The following is a 20,525-nucleotide window of genomic DNA, read 5'->3' as shown; positions in this document are numbered from 1 at the left end:
GCAGCCGTGGAGGCCAGCAGCCGTGGAACAATCAGACGCCCAACGACGGACGCGCCAATTGCCCCTCGCCGCTTCGAATCGCCTCGCTTCGACGCCTGACGACGGCGCCGATGGCGCGGCACGCCCGATGACGCTCGGGCGCCGGCTGCTGCTGCTGATCCTCGCGGTGTTGCTGCCCACGGCCTGTCTGTTCGTCTGGATTGTCGTCGCCACCTATCAACGCGAAGCCGAATCGGCCCACCAACGCCTGCGGGAAACGGCACGCGCGCTGTCGCTGGTGGTCGACCGCGAACTCGACAAGCGAGCTGCCGTCGCCCGCACCCTGGCCGCCTCTGCAGCCATCCTCGAAGACGATTTGGCCCGCTTTTACGGCGAAGCCAAGGCCGCCAGCGAAGGCAGCGGCAACTGGGTGGTGCTGATCGATGCCGAACGGCAGCGGCTCAACACCTCGGTGGCACTCGGCACGCCGTTGCCGAGGCACAACGCACCGCCCGGACGCCCGCTCGTCACCGGCCGGCCCGAGGTCTCCAACCTGCGCATCGGGCCGGTCAGCCAACGCCCCGTACTGGGGGTGTTCGCGCCCGATCGCAGCGGCACACCGCCGCGTTACAACGTCGGTCTCATCTTCACCCCCGACGCGCTCCAGGCCATCATCACGCAGCAACGCCTGCCGGCCGGCTGGATCGCGGCGGTGATGGACAAAGGCAACACGGTCGTGGCGCGCGAGCCCGACCCGCAACGCTGGATCGGCAAGCGGGCCCAGCCGGACCTGATCGCCGCATTGCAGACTCGCTCCGAGGGCTTCATCGAATCGGTCTCGCTCGACGGCATCCGGGTGCTGGCCTTCTACAGCCGCTCGCCGGTGTATGGCTGGACCTTCGTGATCGGCGTGCCCCAGGACATCCTGACCACGGGCGCACGTCACGCGGCATGGCAGGCGGCGGCCTCGGCCGCCTTCCTCGCCGTGCTCTCGGTGGTGTTGGCGCTGCGGGCTGCGCGCGGCATCCGGCGCCCGATCCAGGCCCTGGGGCGGGCGGCGCGGGAACTGGCGAACGACGAGGTGCCGGCGGCCGAGCGCACCGGCCTGGTCGAAGTCGACGCGGTCAGCGCCGCGCTGCACCGCGCCGGGCTGCAGGCCGCCGCGATCAACGACGAACTGGAGCACCGCGCGGCAACCGCCGTCGCCGAGGCGCAGGAGGCCCAGGAGCAGGCGGCACGGTTGCAACAGCGTTTGCTCGCCGAGGAGCTGCTGCCGCTGATCATCGACAACCTGCCGGTGCTGATTTCGTATGTCGACGCCGAGGGTGTCTACCGGCTCAACAACCGGGCCTACGAACGGTGGTTCGGCGAGCCGCGGTCGAACATCACCGGGCGGCATGTGCGCGACGTGGCCGGCGAAGCGGCGTGGCAGACGCTGCGGCCCTATATGGAAGCCGCGCTGGCCGGCCAGGCCGTGTCGTGCGAGCACCAGATCGCCTACCCGCGCGCCGGCAAGCGCTGGGTAGCGATCACCTATGTGCCTCACCTCACGGCCGCCGGCAGTGTGCTGGGCGTGGCCATCCTCGTGCACGACATCACCGCGCACCGGGAAGCGCTGGATGAACTGCGCCGCGCCGAAGAGCGGCTGACCCAGGCGGTGCGGGCCGCGGGCGTCGGCGTGTTCGACCACGACCATGTGAGCGGCGAACTGCACTGGTCGCCGGTGATCCGGGCCATTCACGATTGGCCGCCCGACCGTCCGCCCCAACTCGACTCGGTGCTGGCCCGCGTGCACCCCGACGATCGCGAGGCTCATTTGGCAGCGCTGAGATCGGCGCACGACCCGAATGGCAACGGCGTGTTCGCGTCCGACTACCGGGTGTTGCGCGCCGATGGCAAAACGCGTTGGATCAGTGCCCGGGCGCAGACCTTCTTCAAAGGCGAAGGCGCCGCGCGCCGCGCCATCAGAACGGTGGGCGCGGAACTGGACGTCACCGACCGCAAGCGCATCGAAGAAGCCTTGCAGCGCAGCGACGAATCGCACCGCCTGATCGTCGCGCTGCACGACGCCACCCGCGAGCTGCGCGACCCGGCGTTGGTTCAGCGCGAGGTGGTCGCCCGTGTCGGTCGCTACTTCGGCGTCAGCCGCTGTGCCTATGCCGAGATCGACCCCTCACAGCAGTTCGCGCTGGTGCTGCAGGACCACACCGACGGCGTGCCGAGTGTCGTCGGCCGCCACCGACTCAACGACTTCGGTCCCCGCATGGTGGCGCAGCTGCGTGCCGGCTCCACCGTCGTGATCGAAGACGTCGCCAGCGACGAGCGTCTGCTGGGATCGGGTGCGCAAGCAGCTTTTGCGGGGCTGCATGCTCGCGCCGGCGTCGGTGTGCCGCTCGTCAAGGACCGCCGGCTCGTCGCGCTGATGGTGCTGCAGCACCGCGAGCCGCGGACGTGGCGCAGCGACGAGGTGGCGCTGATCGAGCAGGTGGCTGAGCGCACCTGGTTCGCAGTCGAGAGCGCCCGCGCCGAAGCGGCATTGCGCGAGAGCCGTGACGTGCTGGCGCTGGCGATGCGTGGTGGCCGCATGGGCGCCTGGTCGCGCGACCTGGTGACCGATCGGGTCTGGTGGAGCGCCGAGCTCGAAGAGTTGTTCGGCCTGCCGCCCGGCGGCTTCTCGGGGACCACCGAGGGTTTCAGGAGCCTGGTGCACCCCGACGAACGGCCCGCGTTGGAAGCCGCGGTGGCACAGGCCCTGGAACGGCGCGACGACTACTGCGTGCAGTTCCGCTTTCGGCATGCGAGCGGCCAGTGGCGCTGGATGGAAGGCCGCGGTCGTGCGGTGTATGCCACCGACGGTCGCCCGACCATGCTGTACGGACTGGGCATCGACATCACCGAGCGCATGCGGTCCGAAGAAGAGCTGCGCCGGCTCTACCGGGAGCTGTCCGATGCCGACCGTCGCAAGGACGAATTCCTTGCCACGCTCGCCCACGAACTGCGCAATCCGCTGGCGCCGATCCGCAATGCGCTGGAAATCCTGCGGCTGAAGGCACCACCCGATCCGGAAACGCGCTGGAGCCGCGACGTCATCGACCGCCAGGCCCGCCACCTGACGCGGCTGGTCGACGATTTGCTCGATATCGCCCGCATCACGCGCGGCAAGATCGAGCTGCAACAGGAACGCGTCGAATTGACCACCATCGTGCAGGGCGCGCTCGAGGCGGCCCAACCGCTGGTGCAGGCCTGCGGGCACCAGCTGACGGTGTCGCTGCCGCCGCAGCCGGTGTGGCTCGAGGCCGACGTGACACGCCTGACCCAGGTGTTCTTGAACCTGCTCAACAACGCCGCCAAGTACACGCCGCACGGCGGCCAGATCTGGCTCACCGCCGAGGCCGACGACGCGATGGCGACCGTGGCCATCCGCGACACCGGCGTCGGCATCGCGGCCGAGCACCTGGAAACAGTGTTCGAGATGTTCTCGCAGGTCGACCCGGTGCTGGAACGGGCCCAGGGCGGCCTGGGCATCGGGCTGGCGCTGGCCCGCGGGCTGGTGGCACTGCACGGTGGCTCGATCCGCGCCCACAGCGCCGGCCCCGGGCGCGGCAGCGAGTTCGTGGTGCGGCTGCCCCGTAGCCGGGGCACGACCTCCCAGGCGGCCGCCGACGAGGCGCCGGCCGTCGCGCCGCGGTCGGCGCCACAGCGCATCCTGGTGGTGGACGACAACCGCGACGCCGCCGAGAGCCTGGCCGTGCTGTTGCGCCTGGGCGGCCGTGACGTGGCGCTGGCGCACGACGGTGAAGCGGCGTTGCAGGAGGTGCGACGCTACGCGCCCGACGTGGTCCTGCTCGACATCGGCATGCCGGGCATGAGCGGCTACGAAGTGGCGCGTCGGATCCGCAGCAGGCCGCGCGGGCAACAGGTCTGCCTGGTCGCGCTGACCGGGTGGGGCCAGGAGGACGACAAGCAGCGGGCCCTGGCCGCCGGCTTCGACGCGCACCTCACGAAACCCGTCGATGCCCAGACACTGGAGGCCACGCTGGTCGGTGCCGCGACACGCTGACGCAAGACGGGTGCGGTTTTCGCACCGGCACCGGTTCTGATCGGCGAGGCCGGGCACGGCATCCCGGCTCGCGGCCGGATTGGATCAGCACTTCGTCGATCAGGCCTGCACGCTGCTGTCGTTCGCTGCCATTCGAGCCCCCGGGGTGTCAGTTGATGTGGCGGCTATCCCATGCTTTCCGTCAGGGTCAGCGCCGATTTATGATGTTTCACCACGGGTCCCTCCAGGGCATTCGACGGGCGCAGGAGGCAGCCGGTCGACCCAAAACAGGCGGTGACTCTGACGGCCGGTCTGTGCGCGCCTCGATGCGCGAACAGCGGGTCGCCCCCCTCGTGCGCAATGATGCCTCCGTCATGCAGACCTACGATTTCGGCGAGATCTTCACCAACTGCGCGCGTCACGTCTTACGCCAGACGCTGATGCGGGGCCAATCGTTTTCCTTCGACTGCGAAGGACCGCCCCTCCTCCTCGACGACGATCCCTTGTCAGTGGAATGCGCCATCTACCGGTTGATGTGTGCGGTGACCGAGATCCTGCCGAATGCGTTTCTCGTACTCAAAGGTCGCACCGCCGACCTCGGCGGGGGGCGCGCTGAGGTGCATGTGCTGATCGGTGGCCTTGCCGCCCAGGTCCCGGCCGAGACCGTAGCACGCGTCTTGGAACGACTACAGCTGCCCGATGCGGGCCGCCCGTGGAACGACAGCACGCCGGCCCGGACCGCCCGGGGTCGCTGCCCCATCAGCGGCGCCAGTGTCGCGTTCGGCTGCACCCGAGGTCGAGGCGTGTTATTCGCCTTCACCCTTCAGTGCCATGGCCAGTTCGACCCCGCCCCGCTGCCCGACGCAGCCGGCGCCACCGTGTGGGTGGTCAGCACCGCCCGCCATGCCACCGACTGCCTGTCGCGGCGCTTGCACCGCGCCGGCTGGTCGGTGGTGCGCTTCGATACGTGCGAGGACGCGGCACAGTACGCGGCCCGCTTGCAAGGTGGTGAAGTGCGACCCGCCTGGGTGGTGGTGCTGGACAGCCCCGACATCACGGAGGCCTCGCTCGACACCTTGAGCCGGGCGCTGCCGCGTTCGTGCACACGTTCGTTCGCGGTGCCCGCGGGCGCGCCGGCGTTGCTCAGCACCGAGCCGGTCGGGGGCTTCGAGGTCGAGCTCTACCCGTTCAGCCCGGCCCAGATTCACCACGTCACGACGGCGGCTCGCGGTCGCGACGGCGCCCCGTCGACTTGGCTGCTGCCCGAGCCGCCGCGCGACAGCCGTTCTCCGCTGCTGGTCGTGGACGACAACGAGGTGAACCGGATGGTGGCGAGTGAAATGGCCCGAATGTTGGGCTACTCGGTGGTGACGGCCGACGACGGCCTCGCCGCGATCCAGCAATGCAATGACAGCCACCCTCAGGCCGTGTTGATGGACCTCGACATGCCGCGCCTGAACGGCATCGATGCCACGCAGCAATTGCGAGCGCTGCAACGCGACGGCCGCATGCCGCCGTTCGCCGTCGTCGCGCTCACCGCTGGCCTCCAGGCCCAGGTCGGCGACCAATGCCGCGACGCCGGGATGGACGGCTACCTCAGCAAGCCCTTGAGCTTTCCGGAGCTGGCCGCCGAGTTGCACCGCGTGGTCGTGCCGGCGGTGTCGACCCCGCTACACCTCGATCCGGGACGGTGAGGCGGCGGGTCGTTCGCAAGACCCGCCATCGCAGCAGAACAAGAGCTGCCACGCGCCCCTCGCGGACGACCACCGGAGCAGGGGTCGCTCAAACGTCGGTGAGTGCCATCAGAACGTCGGCATACCAGGCGCAGTTCAGCCCCAGCGCCTCGTCCTGCACCAGGTCTCGGTTGCCCATGTCCATTCTGGAAGAGTGGATGCCCAAAAGCTTCCACGGTACGGGTTCTTGCCCGAGATCTCCCGACGTATCCCGCATCAGCACCGGCGCACCGCTGGTCCCCCGGTGGGTGCGGGCATCGGTGAGAAAGTAGCCCTGGCCCTGAAACCGCACGCCGAACGACGAGGCGACGCACGCCAGCCGCGCGACGGGCAGATGGTGCAAGGTGTCATGGAAGCCGAGCGGGAACCCCACCACCAACAGCGGCGTGCCGATTTCGATCTCGGACAGCGCCGCTTGCAGATGCGCCGGCGTGAAGGCCCGCAGCGCGCAGCGCTCCGGCAGCGCGTGCTGATCCAACTCGATGACGGCCACGTCGACTTCACCTTCGCTGTCGCTGGCCTGCCGCCAGATGGCCTCACCCTGTCGATACAGCAGGATGGAAAACGTCGTCGTCAGCGTCAGGTTGAAGGTGTTGGTATGCAACTCGAGTTCGAGGCGGTCGGGGTGGTGGCCCGTCGGCGGGTCCCACAGCACGTGCCGGCTCGTCACCAGGTAGAGCCGTTCGTCGCGGCGGAAGAAGAAGCCGCTCGCGCCACTGATCATCTCCTGGCCCTGGAAGGTGGTCACCCGCGCCGAAGTGAGCAGCACCGGCTCCACCGTTCCTCGCTTGCTCATGCTTCACCCGCTTTCCGGTAGGAGCCGAACGGTTCAACCCATCCATCTGCCTCGGCCGCTCGCACGCTGGGTGAAAGGCGAGTGGGCCAGCCGGGGCGTTGCAGCTAACCCAAGCGTGCCGTCAATTGCTTGTAAGTGTTTTCGCCCACCACGGTGAGGCGCAGCCCACCGCCGTGCCATTCGAGCCAGTTCAGGGCGACGTAATCGTCGAGGTAGCCCTCCGGCACCTCCGCCGCGCGGCGCCGCTTGAGCATGTCCACGGTGGCGAGCAGGCCGTTGCGTAGTGCTTCCTTGCGAAGCTGGGCAGAGGAGGTCAAAGGTCTCGACATGGTGTACCCCTTAAAAAAGACCACCATACCACTCGCGCTGTGACAGTGCTGATGAATCGCAGGGTCTGCTCCTCGCCGGAGCGCCAGCGAAGCTGGAGGCGCGCCCTGCCAGCGAGGCGCTCCGGCAGGGCCAGCGCCGCCTGGCGGGCTGCCGGTGTCAGTGCCGGGTGGCGTGGTCGCCGCGGTCCTCCTCTTGCAGGAAGGCACACACTTTGCCGGCTTCGTCCCCCACCGCGGCCACGGCGGCCAGCAGTTCGTCGTCGCTCACCGCGAACTTGTGGGTCCAGTAGCGCATCTCCGCGCTGCGGGTGACGTCGATGCGCGTGCGATCGTGAGGGATGGGAACGGGTGTTTCATCTGCCATGGCGGACCTCCGGAAACGAACACTGACAACAAGCAGATGGCGTGCCGTGATCCAACGGCGACGAAGGGGCGATCGCGCGTCCATGGCACCGGGCTGGCCGCCCGGCGCCCCTCACTCACTGCGGCCGATAGCTCACGGACAGCGAGTAGGTCCCCGCGGTGTACCCCCGCAGCATCACATACACGTCGCCATTCGCGCGGATGTCGAGGCTGCAGTTCTCGACGGCTGTGCTGCTGTCCGACTTGCAGTCGTGGCGGCTGGTCGTGGGCGCCGCGTTGCGCTGCACATAAAGGTCGATGTCACCAGTGCCGGTGGTGCTCGCCTTGAAGCTGCCGCCGGCCGCCACCTTGAAGGGGCCGAAACTGCGGGTCTGGTTGCGGGCCAGGCTGCCGTTGAAGGTCTCGACCCGATCCGCCGCGCCCGCGCCGTCGCTGCCCAACTCGACCATGTAGGCCAGCGCCATGCGGGCGAACTTGAGCGAATGCTCGGCGGTGCTGCCGGTGTTGGCGTAGGTGTCGTTCGCCGTGTGGATGTGGGGGTTGCTCTCGTCCATGGCCGCCTCGAACGGCATCGAAGCCGCATACCCTTGAGCGGTCCAGGAGGCATGGTCCGAGCAGCCATAACCACAGCGGTCGGTGCCGATCCTCAGGGCCGGTAGATAGGTGCGGATCAAATTGGTGACGAAGCTGTTCTGCTGGCTGTCGGTGTAGTCGGTATAGATGTAGATGTCGTCGACCGACCCCTTGTAGTTGGTCATGTCGAGCTGCATCACGCCCACCACGTTGACGCCCGCCGTGGCATGGCTGCGGGCGATCTCCTGCGAGCCGCGCAGCCCCACCTCCTCGGCGGCATAAGCCATGAACTTCAAGGTGCGCCGCGGCTTGTAGCCGCTGGCGGCAAGGGTGCGGAACACCTCGGTCAGGCTGGCCACGCCCGACGCGTCGTCGTCGGCTCCGGGCGCCCGGGTGGTCTCGCCAGTGCCGGCCTGGTTGATCGAATCGAGGTGACCGCCCAGCACCACCACTTCGTTCGGATTGTCGGTGCCACGGATCGTCGCGATCACCGACTTCTGGCGCCAGTTCGGATGGCTGAACTGTTCCACCGTGATGTCGCTCCGGCCACCTGCCAGCGAGGTCCAGCGTTGCTTCAGCCAGTCGGAGGCGTTGACACCGGCCGTGGTCTGGTAATGGCGGTTCACGTAGGACGACAGCTCGACGATGGTCTGGCCGATGTGGCTGGCCTGCACCTGCGACAGCAGCGGCGTCACCACCGCCTGCTGGTCGATCACGTAGCTGGGCCGCGTCGCGGCGGCCACCGTGAGCCGGCGGGCCGCCCCCGAAGCACGCTGCAGCGTCGCCAGCCCCTCGGCCTGCGTCGGGTGGTACATGTAGCCGCCGCAACGGCGCAGCTCGGTGTGCACCGCTTCCGAGAGCCGGGCGAGATCGTCCTCGTCCACCTGCACCAGGTGGACCCCCTCGGCGTCCGTTGCGCTGTGCGCCGTGCTGCGGTCACCCGCCGTGGAGGAGGCCCGCACGCTGGCTGCGACAGCGGTGGGGGCGTGTTTTTGCAATTGGGCCAAGGCGGCGTCGCCCAGGCTGATCCAGACCTTGTCACCCGCGTGTGCGGCGGAGCTGAAGGCCAGCAGGCCGGCACAGACGATGGCCAGGGGGTGAAAACGCATCATGAAACTCCGATGAGAGGAAGAAACCCGGCTCCGGTGCGCGACGCGCTCGTGGCACGCCACGCCCTCGGCTCCCGGACGCGTGCGAGCGCCGGGGTGAAGCCGGCGCGCGGTCATCCTAGGGTTGACGTGACAGCGTTCCGCGAGGGTTTTCGACAAAAGTGGTCGAGATCTGGCAGGGTTGACAGGGTTTGAGGCGACGCTTGTGCGCTCATCGCCCCAAGCGGCGGAGGAGACACACCAACGATCACAAGACATGCGAGAGGTTGCACTGCCGAGCCCGCCAACGACGCCGGGTGTTCCGTGGCTGCACGGGCTTACCGGCCCCAGATAATCCCCACATGACTGTCACGATCCGCCCCGCCGTCCCCGACGATGTTCCCGCCCTGGTCGAGTTGATCGCCGCACTGGCCGACTTCGAGCAGCTCACCCACCTGTTGCAAGTGACCCCCGAGAAGCTGCTGGCGCAGTTGTTCGGCCCACGGCCGGCGGCCGAAGTGTTGATGGCCGACCTCGAGATCGAGGGGCAGCGCCGGAGCATCGGCTACGCCTTGTTCTTCACCAACTTCTCGACCTTTCTGGCGCAGCCGGGGATCTACCTCGAAGACCTGTTCGTGCTGCCGCAACACCGCAGCCTCGGCATCGGCCGCCGCTTGCTGGAGCAGGTGGGGCGGCTGGCGCTGGAGCGCGGTTGCGGCCGCTTCGAATGGAGCGTGCTCGACTGGAACACGCGCGCGATCCGTTTCTACGAAACGATGGGTGCGACGGTGATGCCCGAGTGGCGCATCTGCCGCATCGCCGGCGACGGCTTGCAGCGCTTTGCGGCTTGAGGTCGCGCCAGCCACGACGCTGCAAGCCCCCCTTCTTGTCGGCACGCAAGGCACCGCATATCATTCGCCGCGTTGGTGCTCGCGCCGCATCATGTCGGCGCAGTTAAACGGGAATCAGGAAGGGCCGTTCCCACGGAACCCGCCCCCACCTGAGCTGCCCCCGCAACGGTAAGCGGACGAAGCCTCGCGCTTCACTCGTGTACAGAATCCACTGGGCCTGATCGGTCTGGGAAGGATGACACGGGAGGTCTGTCAGCCCGGATACCGGCCAACAGGGGGTCGCGCCTTGGCGCGGCCATGCACGAGGAACCTGCGGGGAGGCAGGTGACTTGCTGGCCTTCGACGTCATCATGAACAACAACTGTTTTCGGCCCTGCGCGGCCGCGTGCTCTGCTTCCTGCCGGGTCGGTGTGCTGTGGTCCGCCCCTGCACCTGGTTGAGCCGGGCGCTGCCGGCAGCGGCTGGCGCGCTCGAGCGAGGTTCGGCGACACCTGACGGCAGGCGTGAGCCGCGTCCCGTGCGCAAGCGAGGCACCACCCAGTGCCTCGCGGCCCTCGCTCCCGCCCCACCCGACGCCGGCCGCCCGCCCCCTCAAGAGCCCCGTGAACAGGCCCGTCACCGGCGCGTGCGTGCGCCGTCCGGTCGCCCGTAACACCCCGTCTGCTGCCCGCAACGCCTGGCCCTGTTGAGCTCCCGGGCGGGCGCCGACGCGGACCTACAGGAAGCACTCGATGCACATCGAACCCGGCACACTCGCTTCGTCCAAGCTGATGATCGCTTCGGTGGTCGCCACCGGCTTGCTCGCCACCCATGCGCCCGCCCTGCTGACGCAGCCGAGGATGTGGCTGCGCACCGCACTGGCCGCAGCGTTCTTCTCGCTGTTCATGCAGGCCTTCCATCTGCCGGTGGGCCCGTCGGAGCTGCACTTCGTCGGCGCGATGCCGATCTACCTCGCGTTCGGCCTGTTGCCCACGCTGTTCGGCTTCGGGCTGGGGCTGCTGATGCAAGGCCTGCTGTTCGAACCCGCCGACCTGGTGCACCTGTCGGTCAACTTCCTGTCGCTCGCCGTGCCGCTGCTGATGGTGCACCTGACCCGGTCGCCCAGCGCGGCACAGCCGACCTGGACCGACGTGCTGAAACTGGACGCCCGCTACTACGCCGGCGTCACCTCGATGGTGGGCTTCTGGCTCGCCATCGGCGAGGTGGCGACGCCGGTGCACGAGTGGCTGCGGTTTGCCGCCTCGTATGCCGCGGTGGTCGCGCTGGAGCCGGTCGTGACGCTGGCGGTGCTCGCCTCGATCCGCCGGGTTGGCCATCGGCGCTGGGCCGCTGCGTGTTTTGCGCCTCTCGCAGTGCGCTGATCACCATGCCCGGCACTGTCTGGTTCGTGGGCGCCGGTCCGGGCGATCCGGAGTTGCTCACCCTCAAGGGGCGGGTGTTGCTCGAACGCGCTGGCGCGGTCCTCTACGCCGGCTCGCTGGTCAACGCGGCGGTCGCCTGCTGGGCGCCGCCCGGCTGCACCATCGCCGACTCCAAAGACATGACGCTGGCCCAAATCGTCGCCTGGCTGATCGCCCAGGCCTCCCGGCACGACACGGTGGTGCGGCTGCAGACCGGCGATCCAGCCCTGTACGGCACGCTCATCGAAATGGTGCAGCCGCTCGATCGCGCCGGCATACCGGTGGCCGTCGTGCCCGGTGTCTCGTCGGCGATGGCCGCCGCCGCCGCGGCCGTCGAGAGCTTCACGCTGCCCGAAGTCACGCAGAGCGTGATCTTCACGCGCGTGGCCGGCCGCACGCCGATGCCGGCCGGTGAGTCGCTGGTCGAGCTGGCCCGCCACCGCTGCACCTTGTGCCTGTTCTTGTCGATCACGCTGCTGCACCAGGTGGAGCAAGCGCTGCAGGAGGCGGGCTGGCCCGCCGAAGCCCCGGTGCTGGTGGTGCACAAGGCCAGCTGGCCTGGCGAAGAACGCATCGTGCGCGGCACCCTGGCCGACATCAAGCAACGCTGTCGCGCCGCCGGCATCGTCAGCCAGGCGATGATCATCGCGAGCCCCACGCTGGGCGCCCGCCACTGGGCCACGCTGGCCAAGTCCAAGCTCTACGACGCCGGCTACACCCACCGCTTCCGTCGTGCCTCGACACCCTCAGGAGCCTGAAGATGCACCCGACCCTCTTGCTGGTGGGCCATGGCTCGCGCGAAGCCGCGGGCAACGACGACGTGCGGCGGTTCGTCGCCACCTGGCAGGCCGCTCGGCCGGGCTGGCGCATCGAGCTGTGTTTCATCGAGTTCGGCGAGCCCGGGCTGCACGCGGGCCTGCGGGCCGCCGCCGAGGGCAGCCGTGAAGTGCTGGTGCTGCCCTTGGTCCTGAACGCCGCCGGCCACGTGAAGATGGAGATTCCGGAGGCGATCGAACACGCCCGCAGCGACTGCCCCGCCGTGCAGTTCGCCTATGGACCGCACCTGGGCGCCTGCGACCCCATCCTGGCGATCTTGCGCCGGCGCCTGCGCAGCGCGATGCAGTCGCTCGACATGCCCGACCCGCGCACCACGGGCGTGGTGCTGCTCGGGCGCGGCTCGTCTGACCGGCAAGCCAACGGCGAGGTGGCCAAGATGGCGCGCTGGCTGCAGGAAACGAGCGACCACGAACTGGTCGACCTGGCGTTCACCGGCATCACCTGGCCGCGGCTCGAGCGGGTGGTGCAACGCCAGGCCCTGATCGGCATGCGGCAAATCGTCGTGCTGCCTTACTACCTGTTCACCGGCACCCTGATGCAGCGCATCGAGCGGCAGGTCGGCCACTTGCGAGAGCAGTACCCCGCCTTGCGTCTCGCCCAAGCCGATTGTTTCGGCTTCGAGCCGGAGATCTTCGAACTGCTCGACCATCGGGTGGCCGAGTGGGTCGGCGGCGTACCGCAGGCGCGTTTGCCATGTGACGGCTGCAAGTTCCGCGAGATCGCCCACGACCTGGGGCATGGTGGGCATACGCACGACACCGCGCACGACACCGCGCCGGTGCCACCGCCGCTTGCCCCGGTGGCCGCATGAACAACAGCCGCACCAACACCGTCACCGAGCAACTGACCCGTGCCGGCCAGGTGATCGAGCACGAGTCGTTCGCCATCATCGATGCCGAGGTCGGCCCCCACCCCTACGCCCCCGAGCAGTGGCCAGTCGTGCGTCGCATGATCCACGCCAACGCCGATTTCGAATTCAACGGCCTGACCGAGTTTCATCCGCAGGCGGTCGAGGCCGGCGTGCAGGCGCTGCTGCGCGGCGGCACACCGATGGTGGCCGACGTCGAGATGATCTGCAGCGGCTTGTCGGCGCCGCGCCTGGCGCACTTTGGCGTGCGCACGCATCACTTCATCGGCGATGCCGACGTGATGGCCACCGCGCGCGCCGAAGACACCACCCGCGCCGTGCAGGCCATGCGCAAGGCGCAGCGACTCGGCCTGCTCGACGGCGCCCTCGTGGGCATCGGCAATGCGCCGACCGCGCTGATCGAGCTGGTGCGGCTGATGCGCGCTGGCGCGGCCCGGCCCGCCCTGGTGATCGGCATGCCGGTGGGCTTTGTTTCGGCCGCCGAGTCGAAGGACTTGCTGGCCGAGGTGCAGGACATCCCCTGGATCATCGTGCGGGGGCGCAAGGGCGGCTCGACCCTGGTGGTGGCCGCGCTGCATGCGCTGCTGGCCCTGGCGGAAGCGCGTCAGCAGCGCGTCCTGCTCAGGTGAACGACCGGCGGCATCGCAGGGGCACTCAACATGATGGAGAAAACGGTCCAGCGCGGCACGCGCACCGGCTTCACCACCGGCGCCTGCTCGGCCGCCGCGGCGCGGGCGGCCGTGGTGGGCTTGGTCGAGGGGCGCGTGCCCGCGCAGGTGGAGTGCTGGTTGCCGAACGGCCAGCCGGTGGTGTTCCAGGTGCACGAGGGCCGCTGTGCCGGCAGCGGCTGGGAACGCACCGCCCATGCGATGGTGATCAAGGACGCAGGCGACGACCCGGATTGCACCGACCGCGCCCACCTGACCGCCGATGTGCGGCTGCTGCCGCAACACCCCGGGCAGGTGCGACTGCGCGGCGGCCACGGTGTCGGCACGGTGACGATGCCGGGGCTGGGCCTGGAGGTGGGCGGGCCCGCGATCAACCCGGTGCCACGCCGCAACATCGACGACAACGTGCGCCGTGCCGCGGCCGGCTTGTTGGACGAGGGCGGCATCGAAGTGACGATCTCGGTGCCGCAGGGCCTCGAAATGGCCAAGAAGACGCTCAACGCGCGCCTGGGCATCCTCGGCGGCATCTCGATCCTCGGCACCACCGGCATCGTCAAGCCCTACTCGACCGCGGCCTACCGCGCGAGCGTCGTGCAAGGTGTGCAGGTGGCGGCCACCACCGGCGCCGGTCGGGTGGTGCTGACCACCGGAGGCCGCACCGAAAAGTTCGCGATGGACGAGCTGCCCGGCCTGCCGCAGGCGTGCTTCGTGCAAATGGGCGACTTCCTGCGCTATGCGCTCGACACCGCGGTGGCCTGCGGCCTGCGCCAGGTGGTCATCGGCGGCATGGTCGGCAAACTCACCAAGATCGCACAAGGCGAGACCATCACGCATGCCCACCGCGCCGAGGTCGACACCGGTTTGCTGGCCGAGCTGTGTGCCGGCCTCGGCGTGCCGGCCGACGTCTGCGACGACATCCGCCAGGCCGAGACCGCCCGCTATGCCAGCGAACGGATGGCGGCGCTGGGCTTGACCGAAGCCTTCCACCAGGCGCTCGCCGAGCGAGTCGTGCGCACGCTGCAAGGCCGCTATGCGTCGCAGTTCCACCTCACCGTGCTGGTGTGCGACTTCGACGGTCGCAAGCTGGCGCAAGCCGCTTCCCTGGCGCCAGCGTCTGCCCCGGCACCGGCCTCGTCCCTGGCGCCAGCCTCGTCATTCACCCACGACCCATGAACGACAGCCCTCAGCACGCCATCCTCGCGGCGCCACCTTGCCGGGTCATCGGCGTCCTCGACGATGGCGCCGCCAGCCTGCACGCCACCGCGCTGACCCATTTGCAGCAGGCGCAGTGGGTGATCGGCGGCCGCCGCACGCTGGCGTTGCTGGCCGCCCAGATCCGCCCTGACGCACAGCAGCGCGACCTGACCGGCGCGCTGAGCGAGGTGCCGCAATGGGTCGCGCAGGCCCAGCAAGCGGGCCAGCGCTGTGTGGTGCTGGCCAGCGGCGACCCGCTGTGCCACGGCATTGCGGCCTATCTGGCCTCGCGGCTGTGCATCGAAGCGCTCGAGATCCTGCCCAACCTGTCGACCCTGCAGATCGCCTGCGCGCGCATCGGGCTGCCCTGGCACGACCTCAAGATCGTCTCGGTCCACACCCGCGACGCCGGGGAGTGGGTGGAGGGGGCCGATGCCCGCCACGGCCTGTATGCGCTGTTGCGGGCGGTGCAGTCGCACGACCGGCTGGCCATCCTGACCAGCCCCGAGAACACCCCCGCGCGCATCGCGCGCCTGTTGCTGAGCGAAGGCCTGGGCGAGGACTTCCAGTGCGCCGTCGCCGAGCGGCTGTGCCAGCCGGCCGAGCGTGTGCGCGCGTCGCTGACGGTGCAGCAGATGGCCGATACCGAATTCGCCGACCCCAACGTGGTGCTGCTGTGGCGCTGGGGCCCGCGGCGCGCCCCGGTGTTGTTCGGGCTGCCCGACGACCGTTATGAACAGCGCCATCCCGAGAAGGGCTTGATCACCAAGCACGAGGTGCGCGCCGTGTCGCTGGCGCGTTTGCAGCTGCGGCGCGACAGCATCGTGTGGGACATCGGCGCCGGGTCGGGATCGGTGGGGTTGGAAGCGGCCCGGCTGTGTGTCGACGGCCATGTCTACGCGATCGAAAAGAACGCGGCGGACCACGCCATCGCCGGGCGCAACCGTCGCGCGATGGGCATCAGCAACCACAGCCTGGTGCAGGGGAAGGCGCCCGAGGGGCTGGACGCCTGGCCCGACCCGGACGCGGTGTTCATCGGCGGCTCCGGCGGTGAACTGCCCACGCTGATCGACCAGGTGCTCGACCGACTGCGCCCCGAGGGCCATCTGGTCATGAACTTCGTGACGATCGAAAACCTGGCCGCGGCCGTCACCGCGCTGAAGGCCGCGCAGGCGAGGCGGCCAGTGTCGTGGGACGTGCTGCAACTGCAGGCCTCGCGCAGCAAACCCATCCTCGAGATGCACCGGCTGGCGGCCGAGAACCCGGTCTGGATCGTCAGCGCCACGAAGGAGGCACATGATGGTTGAAGCCACCCGTGCGACGCTCTACGGCGTGTCGCTGGGCCCGGGCGACCCGCAGCTGATGACACGGCGCGCTCACGCGCTGCTGCAGCGCCCGGGCACGCTGTGGACCTACCCGGTGCGCAGCACCAAGAGCCCGAGCTATGCCATGGCGATTGCCGAACGCGCCGGCCTCACGCCCCCGCTCGGTCACCAGCCCCTGCTGTTTCCGATGACACACGATGCGCAGCGGCTGGCCCGCCACTGGCTGCGCGCCGCACAGACGGTGCATGAGGCGTTGCAAAGCGGCATCGACGTGATGTTCCTGGTCGAAGGCGACGCCTCCACCTATGCCACCTTCGGCCACCTGGCCCGCACGCTGCAGGCGCTGCAGCCCGACGTGTCGGTCGAGGTGGTGCCCGGTGTCACGTCCTTCCTTGCCGGCTGCGCGCAACTGCGCTGGCCGCTCGCCGAGCAGGACGACACCGTGGCGGTGGTGCCGGCGGCCTACGGCGTCGGCATGGTCGAGCGACTGCTCGACGACTTCGACACGCTGGTGCTGATGAAGGTCAAGCCCCTGCTCGACGACCTGATCGCCTTGCTCGAACGCCGCGATCTGCTGACGTGCAGCTGCTTCATCGAAAAGGCCGGTGCGCCCGAAGAACGCGTGGTGCACGACCTGCGCACGCTGAAAGGCACGACGGTGAACTATCTGTCGCTGCTGATCGTCAAGAACCCGCAGCGGCAGCGCGGCGAGCGCATCGCCGGCTGCAAGAAGAAGACCGCTGCTGGTCCGAACCACCCACCGGGAGCCCGCTGATGTCGCCCTCCACGCTACCCCCTACTGCCCCAGCCAGGATCGTGCTGGTGGCCCTCACCCGCCACGGTGCCGCCCAGGCCGCGACGCTGGCGCGCGCGTGGCCCGACGCGCATGTGTGCGTGGCCGCCAAGTTCGCCGACGCGTTGTCGGCCTGCGGCGACCGCGTGCGGGCTTACCACGGTGCGTTCAAGGACGAGGTCGGCGCCTTGTTCGCCGGCTATGACCAGATCGTGTTTTTCGTCTCGCTCGGTGCGGTGGTCCGGCTGATCGCCCCGCATCTCAAGAGCAAGGACGAAGACCCCGGCGTGCTGGTCATCGACGACGCCGGCGAGTTCGTGATCCCGGTGCTGTCTGGCCACGTCGGCGGCGCCAATGAGTGCGCGTTGCGCATCGCCGAGGTGCTGCAGGCAGTGCCCGTGTTGACCACCGCGTCCGACGCCGTCAAGACGATCCCGGTCGACATTCTCGGCCGCGAGCTGGGCTGGCGCGTCGAGGCACCCAAGCTCAACATCACCCGCGTGTCGGCCCACGTCGTCAACGGCGAGCCGATCGCCTTCGTGCAGGAGGCCGGGCGCCTCGACTGGTGGACCCGCCCGACGCCCTTGCCAGCCAACATCCATTGCTACGACATGCTCGAAGAGGTCGACCTGGACCGCTACGCCGCGGTGCTGTGGGTCACCCGCCGGCCGGTGGCCGACGATCTCTGGCAGCGCCTGTCGGAGCGATTGGTCGTGTACCGGCCGCCGCTCGACCCGAGGCCGTCGACATGAGCGCCCACCCGGCCACCCGAACGGGCTCGCACCCAGTGCACAGCACGGAGGTTTTGCTATGACCCTACCCTCATGCCCTGTCGCGGCCGGTCTCGGCTGCGACCGTGGCACACCGTTCGAGACCCTGCTGGCCGCGCTCGACCAAGCCCTGGCCCTGGCGGGCCTGCAGCGCTCGCAGGTCACCACCCTCGCGAGCATCGATGCCAAGGCCGACGAAGCCGGCCTGCTGCAGCTGGCGCAGACCTTGGGCTGCCCGGTGCGCTGGTACGCGCCCGCCGCGCTCGCGGAGGTGGCCGTGCCCCATCCGTCGGACGCGGTGTTGCGCCACATGGGCACGCCGTCGGTGTCCGAAGCCGCCGCTTTGCTGGCGGCCGGCGCGGACGCGCCCGCACTGCTGGTGGAAAAACACAAGCTGCGCGGGCCCGACGGCCGACATGCCACCGTCTCGCTGGCCCGCATGGTCGCCGGTGTCGAAACCGCCCCCAGCAATGTCGAAGACGAAACACCTGCCCGGCACACCCTCCCCCCACCCGCGCGCGGCAAGATCACGCTGGTGGGCATCGGCCCGGGCCATGCCGATCACATGACCCGCCGCGCCCGCGAGGCCATCGCGGAAGCCGACACCGTGATCGGCTACGTGACCTACATCAAGCTGGTGGCCGATCTGCTCGACGGCAAGGAGGTCATCCGCAAGTCGATGACCGAGGAGCTGGACCGGGCCGTCAGTGCGCTCGAAGCCGCGCGGGCGGGCAAGCGGGTGGCGTTGATCTCGTCGGGCGACGCCGGCGTGTACGGCATGGCGGGGCCGACCTACGAGGTGCTGTTCCAGGCCGGCTGGCAGCCGCAGGGCGATGATGTGCAGGTCGAGGTGGTGCCGGGCGCCTCGGCCCTCAACAGCTGCGCGGCCCTCGTCGGCGCGCCGCTGACGCACGACTTCTGCGCCATCTCGCTGTCGGACCTGCTGACGCCGTGGCCCGTGATCGCACGCCGCCTCGACGCCGCCGGGTCGGCCGACTTCGTGGTGGCGTTGTACAACCCCAAGAGCGGCCGGCGCACCCGCCAGATCGTCGAGGCGCAACACCTGCTGCTGCGGCATCGGCGGCCCGACACACCGGTGGTGGTGGTCAAGTCGGCCTACCGCCGGCGCGAACGTATCGAGTTCACGACGCTGCAGCAAATGGCCGACTGCGAGATCGGCATGTTGAGCACGGTGTTGATCGGCAACAGCCACACCTTCGTGCGCGACGGGCTGATGGTCACGCCGCGCGGCTACACACACAAGTACGATCTGGCCGGCGCGGGAGCAGCGCCACGCGACGGCGAGCGAGCCGGGCGGTCGCTCTCCACCGGGCTGGACGGTTGGCTGCAGCAACTGCGCGAGGCACAGGCGCGCGGCGACAGCGTGGCGACGCTGGCCGCGCGCCATCGCCTGCCCGCCGACTACATCGCCGCCACGCTCGCGGCGGCCCCCGACACGACAGCCCCGGCCCCCGACGCCGAGGCGGAGGAAGCAGCATGAACGAGAGCCCCTTGCCCCTGACGGCGCGCCGCGTCGAGAAACCCAAGATCGGCGACTACCGCCGGCATCTGCTCGTGTGCGTCGGCACACGCTGCACCGAGCACGGTGAATCGCAGGCCTTGTTCGACAGCCTGGGCGAGAAGTTCAAGGCCGCCGGGCTTGACCAGGGCGCGCTGCGCGTCAAGCGCAGCCGGGTCAGTTGTTTTGCCGCCTGCAAAGGCGGGCCGGTGATGTGCGTGCAGCCGGATGGCGTGTGGTACTACGACGTGACACCGGCCAACATGGACCGGATCATCGCCGAACACCTGGTCGGCGGTCAGGTGGTCGAGGAACTGGTGTTCCACCGCGGGCCCGGGCAGGAGGTGGCGTGACGCCGCGCGCCTACCAGCTCACACCCGGGCAGGGCCTGGCCTCGCTGGAGGCGACCACCCGCCCGCGCTCTGCCCTCGAGCCGCATCAGGTGCGGGTGGCGGTGCGCAGCGTCTCGCTCAACTACCGCGAGATCCTGATCTGCCGCGGCGACTATCCGGCACCGCCGGACCGCCCGGTCGTGCCCTGCTCGGACGGTGCCGGCACCGTGGTCGAAGTCGGTCCCGCGGCGGCATCGGCCTGGGCGGTCGGCGACCCGGTCGTCGGCTCGTTCTTTCCTCACTGGCACGACGGTGAGCCGACACCGGAGGCGATCGCGGTGACGGCGGGCTGCAACGTCGATGGCTGGCTGGCCGAGGAAGTGGTGGTCGACCATCGCGCGCTGGTCCGCATCCCTGCTGGCGTCTCGCACACCACCGCGGCCTGTGCGCCTTGCGCCGGCGTGACGGCCTGGGTGGCCCTGTTCGAAACAGCCCGCCTGCAGGCCGGTGCCACGGTGCTGATCCAGGGCACCGGAGGCGTGGCGATGTGGGCCGCCCGGCTCGCTGCGGCGAGCGGCATCAAGGCGGTGCTGATCAGCTCGGACGCCGCCAAGGCCGCCACGCTCCAAACGCCGGGAGGCGTGACCCTCAACTACCTGGAACGCCCGGACTGGTCGGAAGAAGTGTTGCGCTCGACCGGTGGGCGCGGTGTCGACCTGGTGCTCGAACTCGGTGGCAACGCGACCATCCGCGAATCGCTGCGCGCGCTGGCCTTCAGGGGACAGGTCGCCGTCATCGGCGGCCTCGGCGGCTGGACCTACGACTCCATGGAGTACCTGCAGCTGATCACCAAGATGGCCACCCTGCACGGCCTCTACGTCGGCAGTGCCAGGTCATTGGCCGAGCTGCTGACCTTTGTGCAGCAGCACCAACTCCAGCCCCATGTTGCGGCGCGTTTTGCATGGGACGACGCACCGGCCGCCTTCCGCCTGCTGGAAGCGGGTCGCCACGTCGGTAAGATCGTGATCGATGTCGCCTGAGGCCGGCGGCAAGGCCGGCCTTCGGACC

The 20,525-nt window shown here is 69.4% G+C and carries 18 protein-coding genes, 1 pseudogene and 1 riboswitch; of the genes and pseudogenes, 15 read left to right on the top strand and 4 right to left on the bottom strand.

The window, feature by feature from the left end; all coding sequences use genetic code 11:
* Window positions 1–58 precede the first annotated feature (58 nt).
* Both AAW51_RS27775 and AAW51_RS02655 read left to right on the top strand, forming a co-directional pair.
* Window positions 59–4,039, top strand: a complete 3,981-nt coding sequence (locus AAW51_RS27775; protein WP_157359585.1) for a PAS domain-containing protein — start codon at window positions 59–61, stop codon at window positions 4,037–4,039.
* Window positions 4,040–4,392: 353 nt separating this feature from the next.
* Window positions 4,393–5,712, top strand: coding sequence for a response regulator (locus AAW51_RS02655; RefSeq protein ID WP_169787970.1), 1,320 nt, complete (start codon window positions 4,393–4,395; stop codon window positions 5,710–5,712).
* Window positions 5,713–5,800: 88 nt separating this feature from the next.
* Here the strand turns inward: AAW51_RS02655 and AAW51_RS02650 are convergent, their stop codons facing one another.
* The 4 genes from AAW51_RS02650 to AAW51_RS02635 form a co-directional block, all read right to left on the bottom strand.
* Window positions 5,801–6,547: a trypsin-like serine peptidase gene (locus AAW51_RS02650; protein ID WP_047193384.1), complete on the bottom strand. Its 747-nt coding sequence runs from the start codon at window positions 6,545–6,547 to the stop codon at window positions 5,801–5,803.
* Window positions 6,548–6,651: 104 nt separating this feature from the next.
* The gene (locus tag AAW51_RS02645; protein WP_157359584.1) at window positions 6,652–6,876 is read right to left on the bottom strand and encodes a hypothetical protein; all 225 of its coding nucleotides are present in this window, start codon (window positions 6,874–6,876) and stop codon (window positions 6,652–6,654) included.
* 157 nt (window positions 6,877–7,033) lie between these two features.
* Window positions 7,034–7,240, bottom strand: a complete 207-nt coding sequence (locus AAW51_RS02640) for a DUF3606 domain-containing protein (protein ID WP_047193382.1) — start codon at window positions 7,238–7,240, stop codon at window positions 7,034–7,036.
* Between the two features lie 115 nt (window positions 7,241–7,355).
* A complete protein-coding gene (locus AAW51_RS02635) occupies window positions 7,356–8,924 on the bottom strand; it encodes a M20/M25/M40 family metallo-hydrolase (protein ID WP_047193381.1) in 1,569 nt (522 codons plus the stop codon).
* Between the two features lie 338 nt (window positions 8,925–9,262).
* Here AAW51_RS02635 and AAW51_RS02630 point away from each other — a divergent pair, with 338 nt between their 5' ends.
* The 13 genes and pseudogenes from AAW51_RS02630 to AAW51_RS02575 all read left to right on the top strand — a co-directional run bounded on the left by AAW51_RS02630 (window position 9,263) and on the right by AAW51_RS02575 (window position 20,497).
* On the top strand, window positions 9,263–9,751 hold the full coding sequence (locus AAW51_RS02630) for a GNAT family N-acetyltransferase (RefSeq protein ID WP_047193380.1): 489 nt from the start codon (window positions 9,263–9,265) through the stop codon (window positions 9,749–9,751).
* A 56-nt stretch (window positions 9,752–9,807) separates the two neighbouring features.
* A riboswitch (cobalamin riboswitch) is annotated at window positions 9,808–10,038 on the top strand.
* A 444-nt stretch (window positions 10,039–10,482) separates the two neighbouring features.
* Window positions 10,483–11,112: an energy-coupling factor ABC transporter permease gene (locus AAW51_RS02625; protein ID WP_047193379.1), complete on the top strand. Its 630-nt coding sequence runs from the start codon at window positions 10,483–10,485 to the stop codon at window positions 11,110–11,112.
* A 5-nt stretch (window positions 11,113–11,117) separates the two neighbouring features.
* Window positions 11,118–11,909 carry a precorrin-4 C(11)-methyltransferase gene (gene cobM, locus AAW51_RS02620; protein WP_047193378.1) on the top strand — a complete coding sequence of 264 codons (792 nt, stop codon included), beginning with the start codon at window positions 11,118–11,120 and terminating at the stop codon, window positions 11,907–11,909.
* A 2-nt stretch (window positions 11,910–11,911) separates the two neighbouring features.
* Window positions 11,912–12,799, top strand: coding sequence for a sirohydrochlorin chelatase (locus AAW51_RS02615; protein ID WP_047193377.1), 888 nt, complete (start codon window positions 11,912–11,914; stop codon window positions 12,797–12,799).
* Window positions 12,796–13,485: a precorrin-8X methylmutase gene (locus AAW51_RS02610; RefSeq protein ID WP_047193376.1), complete on the top strand. Its 690-nt coding sequence runs from the start codon at window positions 12,796–12,798 to the stop codon at window positions 13,483–13,485. Before AAW51_RS02615 ends, AAW51_RS02610 begins: the two co-directional genes overlap by 4 nt.
* A gap of 30 nt (window positions 13,486–13,515) precedes the next feature.
* Window positions 13,516–14,697: a cobalt-precorrin-5B (C(1))-methyltransferase gene (locus AAW51_RS02605; RefSeq protein ID WP_047193375.1), complete on the top strand. Its 1,182-nt coding sequence runs from the start codon at window positions 13,516–13,518 to the stop codon at window positions 14,695–14,697.
* Window positions 14,694–16,025, top strand: a complete 1,332-nt coding sequence (locus AAW51_RS02600) for a bifunctional cobalt-precorrin-7 (C(5))-methyltransferase/cobalt-precorrin-6B (C(15))-methyltransferase (RefSeq protein ID WP_047193374.1) — start codon at window positions 14,694–14,696, stop codon at window positions 16,023–16,025. The genes AAW51_RS02605 and AAW51_RS02600 overlap by 4 nt, the downstream gene beginning before the upstream one ends.
* A complete protein-coding gene (cobI, locus tag AAW51_RS02595; RefSeq protein WP_417903594.1) occupies window positions 16,015–16,818 on the top strand; it encodes a precorrin-2 C(20)-methyltransferase in 804 nt (267 codons plus the stop codon). Before AAW51_RS02600 ends, cobI begins: the two co-directional genes overlap by 11 nt.
* The gene (locus AAW51_RS02590; protein WP_047193372.1) at window positions 16,818–17,588 is read left to right on the top strand and encodes a cobalamin biosynthesis central domain-containing protein; all 771 of its coding nucleotides are present in this window, start codon (window positions 16,818–16,820) and stop codon (window positions 17,586–17,588) included. Before cobI ends, AAW51_RS02590 begins: the two co-directional genes overlap by 1 nt.
* Before the next feature lie 58 nt (window positions 17,589–17,646).
* A pseudogene (locus AAW51_RS30605) lies at window positions 17,647–17,982 on the top strand (cobalamin biosynthesis protein); the annotation flags it as partial.
* A gap of 189 nt (window positions 17,983–18,171) precedes the next feature.
* The gene (gene cobJ / locus AAW51_RS30600) at window positions 18,172–19,107 is read left to right on the top strand and encodes a precorrin-3B C(17)-methyltransferase (RefSeq protein WP_238947873.1); all 936 of its coding nucleotides are present in this window, start codon (window positions 18,172–18,174) and stop codon (window positions 19,105–19,107) included.
* Window positions 19,104–19,478 carry a (2Fe-2S) ferredoxin domain-containing protein gene (locus AAW51_RS02580; RefSeq protein ID WP_047193371.1) on the top strand — a complete coding sequence of 125 codons (375 nt, stop codon included), beginning with the start codon at window positions 19,104–19,106 and terminating at the stop codon, window positions 19,476–19,478. The genes cobJ and AAW51_RS02580 overlap by 4 nt, the downstream gene beginning before the upstream one ends.
* The gene (locus AAW51_RS02575) at window positions 19,475–20,497 is read left to right on the top strand and encodes a zinc-dependent alcohol dehydrogenase family protein (RefSeq protein ID WP_047193370.1); all 1,023 of its coding nucleotides are present in this window, start codon (window positions 19,475–19,477) and stop codon (window positions 20,495–20,497) included. The genes AAW51_RS02580 and AAW51_RS02575 overlap by 4 nt, the downstream gene beginning before the upstream one ends.
* Window positions 20,498–20,525 lie beyond the last annotated feature (28 nt).

Origin of the sequence: Caldimonas brevitalea, from assembly GCF_001017435.1 — a bacterium.
Taxonomy (GTDB): Bacteria; Pseudomonadota; Gammaproteobacteria; order Burkholderiales; family Burkholderiaceae_C; genus Caldimonas; species Caldimonas brevitalea.
Note: the sequence above shows the minus strand (reverse complement) of the source record. Positions and strands in the feature narration are given on the sequence as shown.

Excerpts from the sequence above, each read along its gene's own strand:
- AAW51_RS02655 (WP_169787970.1), top strand. The coding sequence starts at position 4,393 with ATGCAGACCTACGATTTCGGCGAGATCTTCACCAACTGCGCGCGTCAC.
- AAW51_RS02650 (WP_047193384.1), bottom strand. The coding sequence starts at position 6,547 with ATGAGCAAGCGAGGAACGGTGGAGCCGGTGCTGCTCACTTCGGCGCGG.
- AAW51_RS02645 (WP_157359584.1), bottom strand. The coding sequence starts at position 6,876 with ATGTCGAGACCTTTGACCTCCTCTGCCCAGCTTCGCAAGGAAGCACTA.
- AAW51_RS02640 (WP_047193382.1), bottom strand. The coding sequence starts at position 7,240 with ATGGCAGATGAAACACCCGTTCCCATCCCTCACGATCGCACGCGCATC.
- AAW51_RS02635 (WP_047193381.1), bottom strand. The coding sequence starts at position 8,924 with ATGATGCGTTTTCACCCCCTGGCCATCGTCTGTGCCGGCCTGCTGGCC.
- AAW51_RS02630 (WP_047193380.1), top strand. The coding sequence starts at position 9,263 with ATGACTGTCACGATCCGCCCCGCCGTCCCCGACGATGTTCCCGCCCTG.
- AAW51_RS02625 (WP_047193379.1), top strand. The coding sequence starts at position 10,483 with ATGCACATCGAACCCGGCACACTCGCTTCGTCCAAGCTGATGATCGCT.
- cobM (WP_047193378.1), top strand. The coding sequence starts at position 11,118 with ATGCCCGGCACTGTCTGGTTCGTGGGCGCCGGTCCGGGCGATCCGGAG.
- AAW51_RS02615 (WP_047193377.1), top strand. The coding sequence starts at position 11,912 with ATGCACCCGACCCTCTTGCTGGTGGGCCATGGCTCGCGCGAAGCCGCG.
- AAW51_RS02610 (WP_047193376.1), top strand. The coding sequence starts at position 12,796 with ATGAACAACAGCCGCACCAACACCGTCACCGAGCAACTGACCCGTGCC.
- AAW51_RS02605 (WP_047193375.1), top strand. The coding sequence starts at position 13,516 with ATGATGGAGAAAACGGTCCAGCGCGGCACGCGCACCGGCTTCACCACC.
- AAW51_RS02600 (WP_047193374.1), top strand. The coding sequence starts at position 14,694 with ATGAACGACAGCCCTCAGCACGCCATCCTCGCGGCGCCACCTTGCCGG.
- cobI (WP_417903594.1), top strand. The coding sequence starts at position 16,015 with ATGATGGTTGAAGCCACCCGTGCGACGCTCTACGGCGTGTCGCTGGGC.
- AAW51_RS02590 (WP_047193372.1), top strand. The coding sequence starts at position 16,818 with ATGTCGCCCTCCACGCTACCCCCTACTGCCCCAGCCAGGATCGTGCTG.
- cobJ (WP_238947873.1), top strand. The coding sequence starts at position 18,172 with ATGACCCGCCGCGCCCGCGAGGCCATCGCGGAAGCCGACACCGTGATC.
- AAW51_RS02580 (WP_047193371.1), top strand. The coding sequence starts at position 19,104 with ATGAACGAGAGCCCCTTGCCCCTGACGGCGCGCCGCGTCGAGAAACCC.